Consider the following 18477-nt stretch of genomic DNA (forward strand, 5'->3'; position numbering starts at 1 on the left):
CTCACATGCGCGTCTTGCTCACCGCCGACCCCGAGATCCCGGTCCCGCCGCTCACCTACGGCGGGATCGAGCGGATCGTTGCCGACCTCGCGGCCGGTCTGCGGGAGCGCGGCCACGCCGTCGGACTGGCGGCGCACCGGGGTTCCACCGCGCCGGTCGACGCGTTCTTCCCGTGGCCCGGCGCCGCCTCGCAGAACCTGCGCGACACGGTCCGAAACACCCGCGCCCTCGCGCGAGCCGTGAACGCGTTCCGGCCGGACGTGGTCCACAGTTTCTCGCGGCTGATGTACTTGCTCCCTCTGTTGCCCGGGCGGCTGCCGAAGGTCATGTCCTACCAGCGCAACCCGAGTCTGCGAACGACCCGATGGGCACAGCGCCTCGCGGGCCGAACGCTCCGGTTCACGGGGTGCAGCGGGTACATCTGCGCAATCGGGCGACGGGCCGGCGGAACCTGGGACGCGGTCCCGAATTTCGTCGATCTCACGAAGTACACCTTCCGGGCGAGCGTGCCTGCCGATGCGCCGTTCGTCTTTTTGAGCCGGGTCGAACACATCAAGGGCGCCCATGTCGCCATCGCGGTCGCGAAACGCGCGGGCCGGCCGCTCGTGATCGCCGGGAACCACGCGTCCGACGACACCCCGAACGGGCGGTACTGGCGCGAACAGATTCAGCCGCACCTCGGGCGGAACGGGATCGAGTACGTCGGACCCGTGAACGACGCGCAGAAGAACGAGTTGCTCGGTCGCGCGGCGGCGATGCTCGTTCCGATCCAGTGGAACGAGCCGTTCGGGATCGTGTTCGCCGAAGCGCTGGCCTGCGGGACACCGGTCATCAGTTGCCCGCGCGGCGCACTGCCCGAAATCATTCGCAACGGGACCGAGGGCTTTTTGGCCGAGACCGAAGAGGCCCTCGCGGTCGCCTCGCGCCGGGTCGGTGAGATCGACCGCGCCGCGTGCCGGGCGCGGGCCGAATCGGCGTTCTCAGCGGGACGCGTGATTTCCCGATACGAGCGCCTGTACACCGAAGCCGCACGGGGCGGGCCACGAACCCGCTCGCTGACCGGGCAGGTGACCTGATGCGTCGCGTACTGATCGTGAGTCCGCACTTTCCGCCAGTAAACGCCCCGGACTGCCAGCGGGTGCGGATGGCGCTCCCGCACCTGCGCGAGTTCGGCTGGGACGCGCACGTGCTGGCCGTCGACCCGTCCGGAGTCGAAGGCTTTCTGGACCCCGACCTCGCGCGGACGCTCCCCGCGGGGCAGGCGGTCACCCGCGTGCCCGCGGTTCCCGCCTGGCTGACCCGGGCGGTCGGGTTCGGCGGCCTCTGGCTCCGCGCCGGTCGGCGGCTCGCGGCCGCCGGGGCGGAACTGCTGCGGCGCGAGCGGTTCGATCTGGTGTTCTTCTCCACCACCATCTTCTCCGCGATGAAGCTCGGGCCGCGCTGGCTCCGGCGGTTCGGCGTGCCGTATGTAATCGACCTCCAAGACCCGTGGGTCAGCGACTACTACTCCCGCACGGGCACGCCCCCCCCGGGCGGGCGCCTCCGCTACGCGCTCGCACAGTGGGGCGCCCGGCGGGCCGAGCCGACGGTGGTGCGACACGCCGGGCACGTTGCGACCGTTTCGCCCGCGTACGCCGATACGCTCCGGGCGCGCTACCCCGATGTCCCCGCCGAGCGCTACACGGTGCTGCCGTTCGCGGCGGCGGCGAGCGACTTTCAGGTGGTCGCGGAACGCAAGATCGAACACGGGTTGTTCGACCCCGCGGACGGGTTGCGGCACTGGGTGTACCTCGGGCGCGGCGGCGCGGACCTCGCCCCGGCCCTGCGCGGGCTGTTCGGCGCCTTTGCGGCCGTTCGCCGCTCGGACGCGCGTGCGGACCGCGTGCGCATGCACTTCGTCGGGACGAGTTACGCGAAGAAGGGGCTGGCGCGCGAATCCGTTCGCCCGCTTGCGCGGGCCGCGGGGCTCGCGGCCGTGGTGACCGAACAGACCGACCGGTTGCCGTACCTGCGCGGGGTGTCGCTGCTGCGCGCCGCGGGCGCGCTGCTCGTCGTCGGCTCGGACGACCCGAGCTACAGCGCCTCGAAGGTGTACCCGTACATCATGGCCCGGCGGCCCCTGCTGGCGGTCCTCCACGAGAACAGCCCGGCGGCCGCGGTCATCACCGCGTGCCGGGCCGGTGAGGTGGTGCCGTTCGCGTCGGGCGAAAGTACCGAGGCCCTCGCCGCCCGCCTCGCGCCGGCGCTCGGCCGCCTGCTCGCCGCGACCGGCACCGAACCGCCCACCGACTGGGCCGCGTTCGCGCCCTACACCGCGCGCGAAATGACCCGGGTGTTGTGCCGCGCGTTCGACTCCGCGCTCCCCTCGCCCCACCGAACCGGCCCCCGATGATCGACCCCAAAGCCAACCCGCTGTTCATCCGCCTGTTCTGGGGCGGGGCCGCCGTGCTGGCCCTAGGCGGGCTGGTCGCGGCCGAGTCGGTCGTCTCGGTGGGGACCGCCGCCGGGTTCCTCATCGCGGCCGCGGCCGCGGTCCCGGCGTACCTCTGGGCGCGGGGCCACGCGTGCGGGCTGCCCATTTATCCCATCGTCTGCCTGACGTACATCTGGACGTGCGCGCTGCCGCTGGTCCAGGGCCACCAGGCGGTGCAGAACTACTCGACCGGCGACCAGCTCACGGCCGCCGCGACGGTCATCGGGTACCTGCTGCTCGGCACCGGGGTCTGGTGGACGTTGACCGCGAGCCGGCCCCGCGTGCCGCGCGCTTACTGGGGGTTCCCGGAGGCCCGTAGCGGTGTGTTCCTCACGTTTCTGGGCTGCGGGTGCGTGTTCCTGTCACCGCTCCCGTGGATGGTGGTGTCCCTCCCCGGAACGGTCCACAGCGCGCTGCGGATGGGCACCCTGGCCCTTGCGATCCTGTCCGCCGTGGTGCTCGCGTTCCAGTGGGGCCGGCAGCAGTTGAGCATGAACGTGAAGGCCACGTTCGCGGGGCTGCTCGTCGTCTACATGCTGCTGGACGCGGGCGGGCTGATCATCCACGGGGTCGCGATGCTCACCTTCTCCACGGCGGCCGCGTTCGCGCTCGGCCGCGGGCGGGTCCCGTACCGCCTGATTATCGTCGCGTTCGTGGTCTTCGCGGTGCTCCACAGCGGGAAGTGGGGCATGCGAAAGGCGTACTGGGGTGAGTCGCCGAAGCCGTTCCCGGGCTACGTCGAGTTCTACGCCGAGTGGGTGAGCGAAGGGGTGGGCGAGTTCGTGTCGGGGCGCTTCGACCCGACCGCGGCCGAGCGCCCGCAGGGCTCCTCCGTACTGAGCCGGGCCTCGGTGATCCACATGATCCTGCTGGTTCAGACCAACAGCCCGTCGCAGGTCGAACATTTGAACGGCTCGACCTACGAGATCATCCCGGCCCTCGTGCTGCCGCGGTTCTTGAGCACCGACAAGCCATGGTCGCACGAAGGTACGTACATTCTGTCCACGCACTACGGGCTGCAAACGCGCAGCCAGACCCTCAGCACGACGATTGGGTTCGGGCTGCTCGCGGAGTCGTACGCGAACTTCGGCTGGTTCGGGGTTCTGGCGCTCGCGGTGCTGACCGGCACGGCCACCGGGACCGCGGCGCGGTGGGGGGCGACCGTGCCGGTCACCTCGTTCCCGGGGCTGTTCGGCTTCCTGGTGCTGTCCGCGTTCCTGCAAACGGAGGCGACCGCCGGGGTCGCGGTGACGTCGCTCGTGCAAGGGACGCTGGCGCTCCTGGCCGTCGGACTCGTGCTGATGCGGAGCACCCCGAACGGCGAGCGCGTCCCGGAGCGGCCCGCGTGCCTCGAGCTCGCGCCCGCGGGGGGAGACGCGTGACCAAACTCGCGATCGTCACCACGCACCCGGTGCAGTACTACGCCCCGTGGTTCCGCCACCTCGCGGAACGGTCGGGGCTCGCGGTGCGCGTGTTCTACCTCTGGGATTTCGGCGTCTCGGGGCGGGTCGATCCCACGTTCGGGGTTCGTGTGACCTGGGACCTCCCCCTGCTGGACGGGTACGAACACGAGTTCGTCCCGAACCGCAGCCGCCGGCCGGGCACGAACTCGTTCTGGGGGATCGACAACCCCGGCCTGCTCGCGCGACTCAAGCCGTTCGCGCCGGACGCGGTCCTGTGCCTGGGCTACAACTACGCGACCTTCGCGAAGCTCCTCCTTTCGCGGCCGCGGTACCCGCTCATCCTCAGGGGCGACTCGCACCGGCTCGTTCCGCGGTCGGGGTTGAAGGCGCGGCTCAAGCGCGCGGCGCTGGCCCGCGTGTTCCGCCGGTTCGCCGCGTTCCTCTCCGTCGGGCAGGCGAACCGCGAATACTACCGACTTCACGGCGTCCCGGAGGACAAACTCGTCTTCTGCCCGCACGCGGTCGACAACGACCGGTTCACCCGGAGCCGCGTGACCGCCGAACCGGAAGCGCGCGAGTGGAAAGCGGCCCTCGGCATCCCGGGGGATCACCGGGTCGTGTTGTTCGCGGGGAAGTTCGAACCGAAGAAGCGGCCGCTCGACCTACTGGAAGCGTTTCGGCGCGCCGCGCCTGGGCGAGCATCCCTGCTGTTCGTCGGCAACGGGCCGCAAGAGCCCGAGCTGCGCCGCGCGGCGGCGGGTGTTCCGAACGTGTTCTTCGCGCCGTTTCAGAATCAGTCGCGGATGCCCCGAACGTATGCCGCGGCCGACCTCGTCGTCCTGCCGAGTTACGGGTCGGGCGAGACCTGGGGGCTGTGTGTCAACGAGGCCATGTGCCTCGGCCGACCGGTCATCGTGAGTTCGCACGTCGGGTGCGGCCCCGACCTCGTTCGCGACGACGAGACCGGCGGCACCTTCCCGGCGGGCGACGTCGGCGCCCTCGCGGCCCGGTTGCGCGCGGCCCTCGCGGACCCGAGCACGCTCGCGGCGTGGGGGCGGGCGGGCGAAGCGCGTGTCGGCCGTTACAGCTACGAACACGCCACCGCCGGCCTCCTCACCTGCCTGACCCGGCTGAAGCCCTCTGCCGGCGCTGCACCCGAAGCCGGGACGATCGGACACGCGCGATGACCCCAACCGACCCACTCCCCGCCGCCCGCGCGCGAGCGGAGCGGCCGCGGGTTCTGTTCGCGGCGACCTCGCTGGACGCCGGGTCCGGCGGGATCCAGCGCGTCGCCCGGCTGATGGGCCGCGTCCTCCTCGAAGACTTCGCCGACCGCGCGACGGTTTCGCTCCTGAGCTTGCACGACAAGGCCCCCGCCGCCGACGTCGGCGCCCCGGTCCGGTGCGCCGGCGGCTCGCGGTTGCGGATGGCGTGCCACGCGCTCCGGACGCGCGGCACGCACCTCATCACGGACACCTGCAACCTCGGTCAACTCCGCCGCCTCCCGGGGCTGAAACGCCCCCACCTCACGGCGCTCCACGGCATCGAGATCTGGGAAGGCGCCAAACCCGCCTGGGTGTCGAGTGCGAAGGCCGCGACCGTCCAGATGTTCAACTCGGACTACACCCGCCGCCGAGCCGAGTTAGTTCACGGCCGGTTCGATCGCGCGGACGTGTGCTGGCTGGCGACGGAAACCGATCGCGCGCCGCCGGCGCGTCCGCGCCATTCCGCTTCGGCAGAAGTGCTTGTGGTCGGGCGCATGGTCGCGGACCGCGACAAGGGCCACCGCGACCTGATCGCGGCCTGGCCGTCGGTCGTCGATGCGGTGCCCGGCGCCACGCTCCGGATCGTCGGGCGCGGGCCGGGGCAAGCGGCCCTGGAGGCGCTCGCCGCGCAGAGCGGTGCCGGCCGGAGCATCGTGTTCGAAGGGTTCGCGACCGAAGAGCGCATCGACGAGTTGTACGCACGCGCCACGGCGTTCGCGATGCCGAGCCGCGGGGAGGGGTTCGGCATCGTGTACATCGAGGCGATGCGGCACGGGCTGCCGGTCGTCGCGTCGGTGCACGACGCCGCCCCCGAGGTCGTGCTCGACGGCGGAACCGGATTCACGGTCGATTTGGACGCACCGGGGCAACTGGCGAACCGCGTCATTCGACTATTGAGGGAGCCGGAGCTGGCTGAGCGGTTCGGCGCGGCCGCGCGGTGCCGGTGGGCGGAGCACTTCCGCTTCTCCTGTTTCCGAAAGCGGTTCGGTGACATCCTGGGTCGGTTCCTCCGATGACGCCGCTCCGCATCCTCCACGTGATCCCCGCCGTCGCGCCGCGGTACGGCGGCCCGAGCGCCGCCATCGTGCCGATGTGCGAAGCCCTCAACGCGCTCGGGGGCGTCACCGCGGACGTGGCGACCACAGACGTCGATGGCGCGGGCGCGTACGACGCATCCCAGTGGCCCGCACGGAACACCCCACTACGCCTCTTCCCGGTCAGTCGCAGAACGGGCGCGCGCTGGGCGCACTCCGCGCCCCTCGCCCGATGGTTGGACGGGCACGTTCGGTCTTACGACGTCGTCCACGTTCATTCCGCGTGGCTGCACTCGACCTACGCGGCCTGCCGGGCGGCCCGGCGGCACCGCGTGCCCGTTGTGTACCGCCCGTGCGGGACGCTGTCGCCGTACACCTGGGCGCGTAACCGGCTGATGAAAGCGGCGTACTGGGTCGGCTTCGAGCGGTCGAACGTCCGGTCGGCCGCCGCGTTCCATTGCACCAGCGACGACGAGGCGGCCGAACTGCGCCTGTACCGCGGGCTGAAAGCCCCGGTGGTTGTTCAGCCGCTCGGCGTTGCCCCCGACGCGTGGACCGCTCCGACGCGCGGAGCGGCTCTGCGCGAGCGGTGCGGCCTCCCGGCCGACGGCCCGCCGGTCGTCCTCTTCCTGTCGCGGATGCACCCCAAGAAGGGCGTGACGGACCTGCTCCTGCCCGCGTTCGCCAGGCTCACGCGGTCCGCAACGCTCGTGATCGCCGGCGGCGCCGACGGGTCGGCGCCGGACTACCTGAACGAGATCGCGCGAACCATCGAGCGGCTCGGGCTGACGGCGCGCGTGCGCGTTCTCGGCCCGGTCCGCTCGCCCGACCGGTGGGAACTGTTCGACGGCGCGGCGGTGCTCGCGCTGCCGAGCCACCAGGAGAATTTTGGCCTCGTGGTCGCCGAGTCGATGGCCCGCGGCGTCCCGGTGGTGGTGTCCGACCAGGTTCAGATCGCACCCCATGTCGTGGCCGCGAAGGCGGGGGCGGTCGTTCCCCGCGACGTGGACGCGCTCGCCGCCGCGCTCGACGCGTTGTTGGAGCACCCGGCGGGGCGGGCCGCGACCGGGACCCGCGGCCGGGAGTACGCGCGAGCGGTCTTCGATTGGGCCGCAGTGGCGGCGCGACTCCGCGACCTCTACCGCACACTGACAAAGTGAGCGCCCGCCGTGCGAATCACCATCTTGGGCGGGCCGTTTCAACCGTTCCCACCGGCCCCCGGCGGGGCCGTCGAGCGGGTCTGGCACGGGCTGGCCGAAGAGTTCGCGGCACAGGGCCACACGGTCACGGTCCTCTGCAAAGCGGGCGCCGGGCAGAAGGCCGAGGAGACCGTCAAGGGGGTGCGGTACGTTCGTCGGACCGGGTTCACGGCCGGTCCGCGGCTCCTCCCGAATCTCGTAAAGGATCTGGGCTATTCGCTCCAGATGCAGCGGCTGCTCCCCCCGGCCGACGTCCTCGTCACGCACAGCTTTTGGGGGCCGGTGGTGGCCCACCTCCGGCGCGGGGTCGGGCGGGTCGTCGTCCACGTCGCCCGGATGCCGAAGGGCCAGCTCCGGTTGTACGACCGCGCCGCCCGGTTGAACGTGCCGTCCTCGGCGGTCCGTGACGCGATCGCCGAAGAGCGCCCCAAACTGCTCGCGAAGGTGCGAGTCGTCCCGTACCCGGCCGACGGGCGGTTCACGCCTCCCGCTGAGAAGCGCCCGCGCAAGCCCCAGCCCACGGTGCTGTTCGCCGGGCGCATCCACCCCGAGAAGGGCCTCGACCTGCTGGTCGAGGCGTTCGCGCGGTTGGACCCGGTGCGGTTCCCGGCGCGCCTGCGGATCGTCGGCCCGTGGCTCGTCGCGCAAGGCGGGGCCGGGGGCGAATACCGGTCCGCGCTCGCGGCCAAATCGGCCGGCCGCGCGGTCGAGCTGGTCGAACCGATCTTCGACCGCGTCGGGCTGGCGAACGAGTACCGCGCCGCGGACCTGTTCTGCTACCCGTCGCTGGCCGAAGCCGGGGAGACGTTCGGCGTCGCGCCGCTGGAAGCGATGGCCACCGGGTTGCCCCCGGTCGTCTCCGACCTCGCCTGCTTCCGCGACTTCATCACCGACGGCGCGACCGGGGTCGTGTTCGACCACCGCCGCCCGGACCCGGCGGGGCGGTTGGCCGGGCAACTCGGCCGGCTCCTCGGCGCCCCCGCCCTTCGCGAGCAGATCGCCGGCCGCGCGGCGAGCCGGGCCGCGGGGCACACGCTCCCGCGCGTGGCCGCGGCCCACCTCCGGGACTTTGAAGAAGTGCTCTCCGAATGACGAACTTGTCCCAAACCGAACTGCGGACGATGCCACAAGCCACCGCCTACGCCTCGCCGTGGTCGCTCGGCGTGCGCGCCCGTCTGGCGCTGTGGGGGCTCGTCTGGCTGACGCTGTTCCGGCCCACCCCCAAGCCGCTTTCGTTTTGGCGCGTGTTCCTGCTGCGGGCGTTCGGGGCGACGGTGCGCGGGACGCCGTTCGTGTCGCAGTCCGCGGTCGTCAAGATGCCGTGGCTGCTGACGCTCGAAGACCGTGCGTGTCTCGGCCCGGGGAGCGAGGTTTACAACCTCGACCGGGTCACGCTCGGGGCGCGCTGCACGGTCGCGCAGCACGCGTACTTGTGCGGCGGGACGCACGATTTCACGCACCCGGACCTGCCCCTGATCGTCGGTACGATCGTCATCGGGGACGACGCCTTCGTCGGCGCGCGGGCGTTCGTGCTTCCGGGGGTGCGGGTGGGCGCGGGTGCCGTTGTCGGCGCGTGCGCGGTCGTCACGAAGGACGTCGAGCCCGGGACGGTCGTCGCGGGGAACCCGGCCCGGTTCGTCAAGCGCCGGGAACTGAAATGACCGCCCGAGCCACACTACCCGTCACGGTCGTCGTCGCGGTGCGGAACGAGGAGATCAACATCCGCAAGTGCCTCACCGCGCTCGGCCCCGCCCGACGGGTGATCGTCGCGGACTCGCACAGCACCGACCGCACGGCCGCCGTCGCCACCGAGCTTGGGGCCGAAGTCGTCCAGTTCCGTTACACCGGCGGCTACCCGAAGAAGCGGCAATGGGTGCTCGACACGGTCCCGATCGCAACCGAATGGGTGCTGTTCCTCGACGCCGACGAAGAGGTCCCCCCGGCGCTGTGGGACGAGATCCGAGCCGCGGTCGCGGACCCGCAGGCGCCCAACGGGTTCCTGATCGTGAAAGGCTTCCACTTCCTCGGCCGGCGGTTCCGGTTCGGCGGCTTCTCCTTCGCCGCGGTCCTCCTGGTGCGGCTCGGCAGAGCCCGATTCGAGCGGCTGGTCGATGACGCGACCACCGCCCTCGACATGGAAGTTCACGAGCGGGTGATCGTGGACGGTGCGGTTGGGACGCTGCGCACGCCCCTCATCCACGACGATTTCAAGGGGCTGAACGCGTACCTCGACCGGCACAACAAGTACTCGACCTGGGAGGCCAAACTCCGCCACACGTTCCTGACAACCGGGCGGTACGGCGACGCCCCGATCGCGCCGCGCCTGTTCGGCAACGCGCAGGAGCGGCGCCGCTTCCTGAAGAGGTGGGTGCTCCGGTTGCCGTGCGAATCGCTGATCTGGTTCGCCTACCACTACTTCGTCCGGTTGGGCTTCCTGGAGGGCCGGCCCGGGTTAGTTGCCAGCCGCATCAGGGCCGACTACATCGCGGCGGTCCGGGCAAAAATGTACGAGCTTCAACGACAAGTAGATAGCAAGTAGCACCGACGCCACACGCCGCTCACCGGCGCCACCGGTCCGCCCCGGCGCCGACTCAGGAGATCCCATGATGGGTCCGTTATCGGGCCGGCGGGTGCTAGTCACCGGTGGTACCGGGTTCCTCGGTCGGGCGGTGTGCGCGGAAGTGCGCAAGCGCCGGCCCGGCGAACTCATCGCCCCCCGCAAGGCGCAGTACGACCTAACCGAACAGACGGCCGTCCGACTGATGCTCGACGACCACAAGCCGGACCTCATCATCCACCTCGCGGCGGTGGTCGGCGGGATCGGCGCGAACCGCGAGAACCCCGGGCTGTACTTCTACCAGAACGCGGTCATGGGCATCATGCTCATGGAGGAGGCGCGCAAGCGCGGCGTCCAGAAGATGGTGAACATCGGGACCATCTGCGCGTACCCGAAGTTCACCCCGGTGCCGTTCAAAGAGGACGACCTCTGGAACGGTTACCCGGAAGAAACGAACGCGCCCTACGGGATCGCCAAGAAAGCGCAGCTGGTCCAGGCGCAGGCGTACCGGCAGCAGTACGGGTTCAACGCAATCGCGCTGCTGCCCGTGAACCTCTACGGGCCGGGCGACAACTTCGACCCGAAGTCGAGCCACGTCATTCCGGCGCTCATCAAGAAGGTTGTGGACGCCCGCGAAGCCGGACTGGGACACATCGACGTGTGGGGCACCGGGGCGGCGTCGCGCGAGTTCCTGTTCGTCCGGGACGCGGCGGAGGGCATCGTGCTCGCCGCCGAGCGCTACGACCGCCCCGACCCGGTGAACCTCGGGAACGGGCGCGAGATCACCATCCGCGCGCTGACCGAATTAATTTGCGAGCTGTGCCACTTCGACGGCGAACTGCGCTGGGACGCCACCAAGCCGGACGGCCAGCCGCGCCGGTGCCTGGACGCGACCCGGGCGCGCGAGCGGTTCGGGTGGTCGGCCCGCACCGAGTTCCGCGCCGGCCTGCGCGAAACGATCGTCTGGTACGAGCAGCTCCGGGCGACACAGACGCCCCTCCCGCCCGCGCCGCGGGCCCTGGCGCCGCTGGGCACCGAACCGCTCGCGGCGCTCGCCTCCACGCACCCACGATGACCATCGTTGCCGTGTGCCCGAGTTGGCACCCGCCGCACGAAGCGATGAAATTGACAGAGCATTATCAACGGTTGCCCGTTGGTAACCGTCGTCGCGCCCTCATAATCCTTTCAACAGACCACAACCATGTCCGACCGCCCACACGCCGTTCTGCTGTACCACTACTTTCACCCCGATGACGTGATCAGCGCGCGAATGTTCACCGACCTCGCGGACGGCCTCGTCGCGCGCGGCTGGGACGTGACCGCCATCCCGTGCAACCGCGGGTGCCGCGAAGAGTCCATCGCTCACCCGGCGAACGAGACTCACGACGGCGTGAGCATCCGTCGCGTGTGGCGGCCGCCGTTCCGGCAGGCGTCCGCGCGGGGCCGGGTGCTGAACGCCGCCTGGATGCTGTGCGCCTGGGCGCGCGCCGCGGTGACGCTCCCGCGACGGCGGAACGAGGTCATGATCGTCGGAACCGACCCGGTGCTGGGCGTCCTCGCGGCGCTGCCGTGGTGGGCACTCCGCTGGCGCGCCGGGGTCGTTCACTGGTGCCACGACCTCTACCCCGACGCGGCCGTCGCGGAGGGCATGTTGAAAGCCGGTTCGCTTCCCGTTCGGGTGCTGAACTGGTTGCTCGCGAAGGCCTACCGGCGCTGCGGCGTGATCGCGGACCTGGGGCCGTGCATGCGCGAGCGGCTCGAGCGGTACGGTTCGCACGCGCGCCCCGTGACGCTCACCCCGTGGGCGCTCGTGGAGCCGAGCCGGCCGGTCGAGGCGGACCCCGCAACGCGTCGGGAACTGTTCGGGACCGCGGCTCTCGGGTTGCTGTATTCCGGGAGCTTCGGCCGCGCGCACTCGCACACCGAGTTCCTGAACCTCGCGCGACTGCTGCGCGGCGCGCCGGTGGGCCTGTGCTTCGCGGTCCGCGGGAACCGGGTCAACGAGCTCAAAGCCGCCGTGACGCCGGACGACGCGAACGTGTCGTTCGCGGGGTTCGCCCCGGAAGAAGAACTGGAGCGGCGGCTCGGGGCGTGCGACCTGCACTTGGTGAGCCTGCGGTCCGAGTGGTCCGGCGCCGTCGTCCCGTCGAAGTTTTTTGGCGCGCTGGCGGCCGGTCGCGGGGTGGTCTACGCGGGGCCGCCGGATTCCGCCATCGGCCGGTGGGTGACCGAGTACCGGGTGGGTTGGGTGCTCACCCCCGAAACGCTCGGGGCCGTTGCGGCCGACCTCCGGGCACTCGCCGCCGAACCCGGACGACTCGCCGCGCTCCGCACCCGGTGCCACGCGGCCTACCACGAACACTTCTCCAGGGGCCGCCAGCTCGACGAGTGGGACGCGGAGCTGCGCGCCCTCCTTCCGGTCCCCGCACCGCAGCCGGCTATGGCACGGTCGTCGTGATGACAGAGCTCGCGTCGGACCGGCGCAGGATGTTGAACGCGCCCGACAGCCGGAACGTCTGGGTGAAGTACCGCGTGAGTGACTCGCCCGGGGCCTCCTGGAGAACCAGGACGTCACCCGATTGGATCAGAATGCGCTCGCGGGGGTCGCGGAACGCCTTATTCAAATCGACCCGGATGGTGATCTGGCGCCGGTCCGGCAACTGCCGCAAGACCGCGCACAAGCTGGCGCTCGGGTTCCCGATCCCGTTGTTCACCGAGGACGCGCTGAACGCCGTCTGGCTGAACGACCCGTTGAGGAGCGGGCCGCGGACGAACGCGATGGCCTGGATCACGTCGAGGTCGTGATCCCGCGGCAGCGGCACCACAAACGAACCCATGATCCCGGACGTGTAGAAGACATCCGTTTCGCGCGACTCGATCACGACGACGTCGCCTTCGTGCAGGATCACGTCTTCCGCCCGGATGGTGAGCGGCTGATCGGGGTACACGCGGAGCGGGATGCGGATCGACTGGGCCGCGGGGTCGGCCCCGGCCCCGGCGCAGAAGTCGCGCCCGCCGCGGATGATGACGATCTCGTTCTTCGCGTCCGAGCCGGGGAGACCGCCGGTCGCGTTCAGTGCCCGGAGGACGTCGTTTTCGCCCGCCGGTAGGTTCACCGTGAACCCCAGCCCGCGCTTCCCCTCGCCGCCGAGCGCGCCGACGTTGGAGAACGGGTTCGCCAACCCCGGGCCGCCGAGCGGCCGGCCGGACGTGCCGCTGGCCGAGTCCTGCCGGACCACGAGCACCTGGTACTGCCGGCGCTGGTACATCTGCACCGACACCCGCGCCGCCCCCGGCTTGACGATTTCCGGGCCGCCGTTCTTGCCGGTCATCGCGTCGAGCAGCATGCGCTCCACGTCCCGGATCGTCTTCCCGCGAACGTTGAGCGGCTTGAGCAAGGGGAGGGGCAGGGTCCCGTCGTCGCGAACGGTCACCGGGTAGCCCACGACCGGGGGCCGGCCGCTGGCGTCGGCGGGCCGGACCGGGGGCAGTTGGTCGCCCGGGGCGAAGATCTCGTTCGCGGTGACCGCCAGCACGTCGCCGGCGTCGAGCGTGTATTCGGCCGGGGCGGCCTGGCGGAGCAGTGTGAGCGGCACCGGGCGCAGTTCCGACTTCGGCCGCCCGAGCACCTCGGCGGGAAGGCGGTTGACCGGGACACCGTCCGCGACAGGGTTCGTGAGCGAAGCGCAGCCGCCCGACGCGCCGACCATAAGGAGGAAAAGGAGTGCGCGGGTCGTGGTCATGGTCGTTGATCCGGTCACGGAAAATGGGCCGTTAATTGCGCGCCACCAAAAACCGCCGCCGGGCGGCGGCGCGCCCAATGGTCCGCCGCCGCCGCCGCCCGGTGCCCTTATCAAAACAGTGCCGGCATTCGCCCATCGTATGGCCCCCACCCGTTTCCTCCCGCCGGAACCACGGGCCCATACAGAGGCATACCCATGGCAGGAAGCGGCCACGGCGAGAACGTCCCCCTGACAGGAGGTAGTGCCGGCGAGGCGGGTGGCCGTTGTGGCGCGCTTGGCACCGGGGGCGCGGACATCGGGTCGGACCGCGGAACCACCTCTAGATCCGGGGCCGGTTCTCGAACCGGCCCCGGCTGGTCACGCCAGCGAACGGGCCGCATCCGGCGGCTGAGGGGCGACGAGGCCGGGCCGGGGGCTGGCGGTTCCGCGGCCGGTGGGTGCCCCGCCGGTGCGGGCGGTTTCGGCATCGGGGGCGGGGGCGCGGGTGCCGGCACGCAGATGATGTTCAGGGGCTGCTCCGGTTTCGGAGCCGGTAGCACCACCGGCACGACGAAGTTCTGTCGGCACCCGGTTGCGGCCGCGGCTTCGGCCCCGTGTTGGAACCCGGCCAGGTAATCCCTTTGCACCGCCTGTCCCGCAGGCGTGAAGTCGTTCGCGTGGCGCCTGTAGCTCGGCGGCGGCGTGCCGGGCGGTGCCGGCGTCCCGCCGTTATCGAGGTGATCGGCGTACCCGTCGATGAAGCCGTCCGCGTAGGCCCCGGAGTAGGTGCCCGGCGGGTGCCGCGCGCACTCTTCTTGCCACGCGGCACTCGCCGCGGCGTTCATGCGCTGGCGCAACTTGAGTTTGGTCAGCGTCTGCGACTGTTCGTTCACGAGGTTGTGGGTGGCGTAGGCTGCGATGTTGCACCCCGACGTGAGAGCCGGGGTGCCGGCACACAGGGCCACGACAACTCTCCAACCCATGACGGTCTCCGCAACGAACACCACCACGTTCAGGACGGAATACTAAGGGTGATATCGGATCGTGAGAGTTCCGAGTTGACCGGTTCTGGCGACTCTACCGAAATTGCCAGGTGTGCGGATTGGTGCCGGTGTGCTGATTGGGCGAGATTCATCAGCTTTGTCCCGCGAACGGCCCATTTTCGGAGGCTCTTCCCGTGCTACCTTTTATCGGGTTCGTGCTGATGGTCGCGTTCGACCCGGTCGCCGCCGCGGCCCCGACAGCCGTTGACGCGCAGTGGGCGGCGCTCGCGGCGTGTCCGCGGGTCGGCGGCGGGCCGGTCGGCGGGACTCGCGCAACCGCCGTTTGCATCGGGTGCAAGGACTGCTTCGCGTACCTGCTCACGGCGGCGCACGCGGTGCCGAAGGGCGAACCCCGCGCATACGAGTTCTTCACACGCGAATCGTATCCGAAGGTCGCGCGCACGCTGACGCACGGCGAAGTCGTCGTGAGGCTCGCAGACCCCGACCTCGCGCTGGTGAAACTGCCAGTCGGCACGACCCCGGTTCCGGTGGCGCGGCTGGCCGGGCCGGGCGCGCGGCCGAAACGGTTCCCCGCGGCGGCGGCGGCGGTCGGGTGCCCGCGCGGTGACCCGCCCGCGTGGCGCGCGGAAAAGCTGATCGAGAAGGCGTTCGTCCGGCGCCCGGGCGGCGGGGCCGCGTTTTTCTGGCGGTCGGAAGGCGTCCCGGTCGGCGGGATGTCGGGCGGTCCGCTACTCGACGCCGAGGGCCGGGTGATCGGCATCTGCGCCGCGGCCCAAGGCGGTCGGGGCTACTTTGCGCACCTTGATGAGATCCACTACGCACTGAAACAGAACGGCTACGACTGGCTGTTCGCACCCTGATGGCTCCGTTGAACGCCCCCAACCGCGAGGGACACATGACCCGGCCATTTTCGTCCGGTGCTTCTTGGGCACGTGTGGCCCAAGCCTGTTCGCTCCTCCTGCCGGTCGCGCTCGTGCCGGTAGCCGTTGTCCTGATGGGCGCGGCGCTCATGGGAAGCGACGACCTCCCGGCGGAAGCGCGAACGCTGGTCGGGCAACCGTCGCCCGCGGACCGCGTCGCGCCGGCCCCGGAGGAGCTGTCGTCCGCGGCCGTTCTGCGGGACTGGGAGGAAGTTTCAACCAGCCCCTCAACTCAGGCGCGGGCGCCCGCCCGGACCGCAAAGGGCACCGGGCTCACCACTCGCGCTCCGTTGGGGGCGTTGCTGAAATCGCGAAAGTTGCCGAAGTAGCGGCCCGCCCGTGCTGCCCGAAAGGGGTCCGCTATGCCCACACCTTCGCCGCGTTCGTCGTCGGCCTCGGAGCACCGAGCGCCCGCCGCCTCGCCGGTTCCGCGGTCACTGCGCGGCGCCGGCGAGGCGGTTCTGTTCGTGCTCGTGGTGCTGGCCCCGTGGCCGTTCGCGTCCAACGACCCGCCGTTCGAGTCGGCCCTTGCCGCAGGGGCGCTGCTCCTCGTGGCGCTCTGGTCGACACACGCAGTCGCGGCCGGACGGCTCGCGATCCGTCCTGATATCGTGACTGTGAGCCTCAGCGGGATCGCACTTTGGTCGGCGGTTCAACTGGTCCCGCTACCCGAATCCGTCGTGGGCGTGCTATCGCCGACGCGGCTCGAGTGGCACCGAACGTTCGTCCCTGACACATCGGAATTGCTTTCGGGTGAAGCTGGCGTGACGCGGCCGACGGCGCTCGCGCTGAGCGTCGACCCGGCGGCGACGCGCACCTTCTTGGCCCGCGTACTGGCGATTCTGTTGGTCTACGCGGCGGCCCGGAACTGGCTCGCGACGCCCGCCGGCTTCCGCCGGTTGGCCTGGGCGCTAACCGCGAACGGGGTTGCGCTCGCGGTGCTCGCACTCGGGCAGTTCTTCTCCTCCGCACCGAACGTGCTGTTTTGGTCGGTGCGGTGCGAAGGAGCCGTGTTCGGCCCGTTCGTCTGCCGGAACCATTACCCGGATTACGCGGCGGTGTGTCTGGGTTTGGCGGTGGGCTTGATGTTGCACCGCGAGCGAGGTCGAACGCGTGGGGAGGCGCCGGCCGGGCTGTTGACGCCGCGCAACGTGGGGCTGGCGGCGGCCGTCGGGCTGATGGCCGCGAGCATCGCGTTCAGCCTCTCACGGGGCGGGATCCTTGCGGTGGTCGCGGCGGGAGCCGGTGCGTTACTGTTGAGCCGACCGTGGCGCGGGTGGCCCGGGCGCTGGAGCAACCCGGCGGCGCTCGCGGGTGCGGTTCTCGTCGCGGGCGGTGTCTTCGCGTGGTTCGGGACGGTGAGCATCGAGCGGCGCCTGGCCACCTTCGGGTCCGTGGAAACGGCGGACAGTCGGACCGATCTGTGGCGCGACACGGTTGATCTGGTTCCGCGGTTTTGGACGAGCGGAACGGGCGGCGGTACGTTCCTGTGGGCCGAACCGCTCGTGCGAACCGGTCGGCCGACGGCGGTCGTCGAAAGCGCCCACAACGAGTACCTGGAAGCGGCCGTCGAGGGGGGCGTGGTCCGCTTCGGGTTGACACTCCTCCTCGCGGCTGGCGTCGCGGTGGCGGTGGCGCGCGGGTTCGCCCGGAAGCGCGAACGGTCGGCCGGTCCGTTGATCCTCGGAGCCTGGTTCGGGCTGGCCGCGGTCGCACTTCACGCCGTCGCGGAGTTCGCGGTTCACATGCCCGCGGTGGCGCTTCTCGCGGCCACCGTTGCGGGGTTCGCGATGGCGGCCGCCGACCCCGATTTCGAGCGGCCGCCTCACGTCGCTCGCGAGCGCGGGTGGTGGACCGTCGGTGCCGGTTTGGCCGTCGCGGGGTTGGCCCTCTTTGTCGCGCTCGACGCGCGCGCCCGCGAGCGGGTTCACCGGCTGAAGCGCGCGGCCGACGTGACCTACCGCGACACCGATTCGCCCGACCGGCTCGCGCGCCGGGCGCGGCATCTGGACGCGCGCGTGGCCCTTCGCCCCGACGACCCGGCCGTGCTGTTCGACGCCGCACAGGGGCAAATTGACGCGGCCGTTGAAGCCACACTCGCGGGCGCGCCGCCCGGAACCGAACCACCCGACCGATTCCCTGCGGAGGTCGTCTCGCGTCACATCGTTCCGGCCCTCCGCTTCCTTCGAGCCGCCCGCGCGGTCAACCCGATTGCCCCGAAGCCGCACACGCGATTGGCGCTCCTGGCGGAACACTTCGAGCGGTCCGAACCCGCTTCCGTTCACTTCGACCGGGCGAAGCGACTGCTCCCGAATGACGCGGATTTGTGGTTCACGAGCGGGAGGGCCGCGCTGCGGCGGGGCGATCGGACTTCGGCCTGGGTAGATTGGCAGAAGTCGCTCGCCCTGTCGCCGCGGCACCTCGGTACGATCCTCCTGGCGGCCCAAGAGGTGCTCTCGGTCGGCGAGCTGCGCGAACACGTGCTCCCGGACGAGCCCGTGATTCTGTTGGCCGCGGCCGACCTGTTATTCCCGGACTACACGGCCCGCGCCGAGCGCCAGCCGTTCCTCGAAGCGGTCGCGGCTTGTGGTGATCGGTCCGGCGCGACCGGCGCTCAGTTCGGTGCGGTCGCGCGGGCTCACGAAGAACTCGACCACGCCGAGGACGCGCTTCGGGCGTGGCAACGGGCGGTCGCCGCCGCGCCCGATGAGTTCGGCATTCGGGACGGGTACAGCCGCTGGCTCGAACAACAGGAGCGATACGAGGACGCCGTCCCACAGCTCGAATGGCTTCTGAACCGGACGCAAAGCGGGGCAATTCAGGACCGACTGGATGCGGCGCGGCACGGGCTGGAATTGAAGCGCGTGATCGAAGCGAACTGACACCCGAGGTGCTCGCGC

General features: G+C 70.9%; 16 protein-coding genes. 14 read left to right on the top strand and 2 right to left on the bottom strand.

Annotation, left to right across the window (positions count from 1 at the left end):
* Positions 1–5: 5 nt before the first annotated feature.
* From GobsT_RS07350 to GobsT_RS07400, 11 genes are all read left to right on the top strand, one after another.
* Positions 6–1076, top strand: coding sequence for a glycosyltransferase (locus GobsT_RS07350; RefSeq protein WP_010034471.1), 1071 nt, complete (start codon positions 6–8; stop codon positions 1074–1076).
* Positions 1076–2392 (top strand): glycosyltransferase, encoded by a 1317-nt coding sequence (locus GobsT_RS07355; protein WP_033197780.1) that lies wholly within the window; start codon positions 1076–1078, stop codon positions 2390–2392. The genes GobsT_RS07350 and GobsT_RS07355 overlap by 1 nt, the downstream gene beginning before the upstream one ends.
* A complete protein-coding gene (locus GobsT_RS07360) occupies positions 2389–3855 on the top strand; it encodes a hypothetical protein (RefSeq protein ID WP_109571229.1) in 1467 nt (488 codons plus the stop codon). Before GobsT_RS07355 ends, GobsT_RS07360 begins: the two co-directional genes overlap by 4 nt.
* Positions 3852–5063 (top strand): glycosyltransferase family 4 protein, encoded by a 1212-nt coding sequence (locus GobsT_RS07365; RefSeq protein ID WP_010034460.1) that lies wholly within the window; start codon positions 3852–3854, stop codon positions 5061–5063. Before GobsT_RS07360 ends, GobsT_RS07365 begins: the two co-directional genes overlap by 4 nt.
* On the top strand, positions 5060–6157 hold the full coding sequence (locus GobsT_RS07370) for a glycosyltransferase family 4 protein (RefSeq protein WP_010034459.1): 1098 nt from the start codon (positions 5060–5062) through the stop codon (positions 6155–6157). The genes GobsT_RS07365 and GobsT_RS07370 overlap by 4 nt, the downstream gene beginning before the upstream one ends.
* The gene (locus tag GobsT_RS07375; RefSeq protein WP_010034456.1) at positions 6154–7335 is read left to right on the top strand and encodes a glycosyltransferase; all 1182 of its coding nucleotides are present in this window, start codon (positions 6154–6156) and stop codon (positions 7333–7335) included. Before GobsT_RS07370 ends, GobsT_RS07375 begins: the two co-directional genes overlap by 4 nt.
* A gap of 9 nt (positions 7336–7344) precedes the next feature.
* Entirely contained in the window at positions 7345–8466 is a 1122-nt protein-coding gene (locus GobsT_RS07380; RefSeq protein WP_010034453.1) for a glycosyltransferase family 4 protein, read from the top strand.
* The gene (locus tag GobsT_RS07385; RefSeq protein WP_010034450.1) at positions 8463–9035 is read left to right on the top strand and encodes a DapH/DapD/GlmU-related protein; all 573 of its coding nucleotides are present in this window, start codon (positions 8463–8465) and stop codon (positions 9033–9035) included. The genes GobsT_RS07380 and GobsT_RS07385 overlap by 4 nt, the downstream gene beginning before the upstream one ends.
* The gene (locus GobsT_RS07390) at positions 9032–9913 is read left to right on the top strand and encodes a glycosyltransferase family 2 protein (protein WP_010034447.1); all 882 of its coding nucleotides are present in this window, start codon (positions 9032–9034) and stop codon (positions 9911–9913) included. Before GobsT_RS07385 ends, GobsT_RS07390 begins: the two co-directional genes overlap by 4 nt.
* A 67-nt stretch (positions 9914–9980) precedes the next feature.
* On the top strand, positions 9981–11006 hold the full coding sequence (locus GobsT_RS07395) for a GDP-L-fucose synthase family protein (protein ID WP_010034444.1): 1026 nt from the start codon (positions 9981–9983) through the stop codon (positions 11004–11006).
* A 126-nt stretch (positions 11007–11132) separates the two neighbouring features.
* Positions 11133–12389, top strand: a complete 1257-nt coding sequence (locus tag GobsT_RS07400) for a glycosyltransferase family 4 protein (RefSeq protein ID WP_010034442.1) — start codon at positions 11133–11135, stop codon at positions 12387–12389.
* On the opposite strand, the gene GobsT_RS07405 is transcribed toward GobsT_RS07400, so the two are convergent.
* Positions 12370–13674 carry a polysaccharide biosynthesis/export family protein gene (locus tag GobsT_RS07405; RefSeq protein WP_010034440.1) on the bottom strand — a complete coding sequence of 435 codons (1305 nt, stop codon included), beginning with the start codon at positions 13672–13674 and terminating at the stop codon, positions 12370–12372. The two genes, GobsT_RS07400 and GobsT_RS07405, sit on opposite strands and share 20 nt — an antisense overlap.
* Before the next feature lie 110 nt (positions 13675–13784).
* Positions 13785–14636: a hypothetical protein gene (locus GobsT_RS37580; RefSeq protein ID WP_157506530.1), complete on the bottom strand. Its 852-nt coding sequence runs from the start codon at positions 14634–14636 to the stop codon at positions 13785–13787.
* Positions 14637–14830: 194 nt separating this feature from the next.
* On the opposite strand from GobsT_RS37580, the gene GobsT_RS07415 reads away from it, so the two are divergent.
* Genes GobsT_RS07415 through GobsT_RS07425 form a run of 3 tightly spaced genes read left to right on the top strand, consistent with a single transcriptional unit; the run spans position 14831 to position 18459 of the window.
* Complete coding sequence (locus GobsT_RS07415; protein ID WP_010034436.1) at positions 14831–15517, top strand: S1 family peptidase; 687 nt, start codon at positions 14831–14833, stop codon at positions 15515–15517.
* Positions 15518–15552: 35 nt separating this feature from the next.
* Complete coding sequence (locus GobsT_RS07420) at positions 15553–15906, top strand: hypothetical protein (RefSeq protein ID WP_148087644.1); 354 nt, start codon at positions 15553–15555, stop codon at positions 15904–15906.
* A 33-nt stretch (positions 15907–15939) separates the two neighbouring features.
* Positions 15940–18459, top strand: coding sequence for an O-antigen ligase family protein (locus GobsT_RS07425; protein WP_010034431.1), 2520 nt, complete (start codon positions 15940–15942; stop codon positions 18457–18459).
* Positions 18460–18477: the final 18 nt, after the last annotated feature.

The organism is Gemmata obscuriglobus, assembly GCF_008065095.1.
GTDB classification, from domain to species: domain Bacteria; phylum Planctomycetota; class Planctomycetia; order Gemmatales; family Gemmataceae; genus Gemmata; species Gemmata obscuriglobus.